Annotated in this window: 1 protein-coding gene; it reads right to left on the bottom strand. The window is 46.8% G+C overall.

What is annotated here, in order from left to right; all coding sequences use genetic code 11:
* On the bottom strand, positions 1–974 hold a 974-nt coding region (gene radA / locus A3739_RS04790), incomplete at both ends, for a DNA repair protein RadA (protein ID WP_068500517.1).

Genomic DNA, 974 nt, shown 5'->3' on the forward strand with positions numbered 1-974 from the left:
GATGCAACACCGCTAATAACATGGAGACCCTATTTTGATCCAAGCCCAGAGCAACGCGTTTCGGGTAAGAACCTTGACTCTCATCAACCAAGGCCTGCAATTCTACAAGCAGAGGACGCGTACCTTCCCAAAGAACCGTAACAGCACTACCAGGGGACGCTTCTTCACCCCTATTTAGAAAAATGGCACTTGGATTTTTAACTTCAGCCAAGCCTTTTTCCTGCATGGCAAACACGCCTAATTCATTCACTGCACCAAAACGATTCTTAATTCCGCGCAAAGTCCTGTAGCGTGTATCACTCGAGCCTTCCAACATGATCGAACAATCGATCATATGCTCCAATACTTTTGGACCAGCAATCGCTCCCTCTTTGGTGACGTGACCAACTAAAAAAAGCACCATACCCGTTTGCTTAGCTAAACGTGTTAGACGCGCAGCACATTCGCGGACTTGAGAGACGCTTCCCGGAGCAGAATCCAGTGATTCACTAAACATCACCTGAATACTATCAACCACTAAGACCTTAGGCTGAACGCTTTGTACCGTCGCTTCAATACTCTCAATGCTTGTTTCTGAAAACATTTTGAGATCATCTGCCTGCAGCTCCAAGCGCTTAGCACGCATCGCAACTTGCTGAAGAGATTCTTCACCGGTGATATATAGTGCGGGTAAACGATTTGCTAGATAACACATCGTCTGCAGAAGTAACGTGCTCTTCCCTGCACCAGGATGACCACCAACTAAAATTGCAGAACCCGGAACTAAACCACCACCCAAAACACGATCAAACTCTCCGATACCCGAGCTAAATCTAGGCTGCTCTTTCAGATCAATCGCACTGAGAGATTTAATTTCTGCAGCAGCGCCTGCATACCCCACACTTTTAGCTGAAGAGCGGGAAGTTTTGGCTGATGAGAGCTTAATTTCTTGAACGGTATTCCATTCACCACATTCTGGGCATTGTCCCTGCCAC

The organism is Oleiphilus sp. HI0067 (assembly GCF_001635735.1).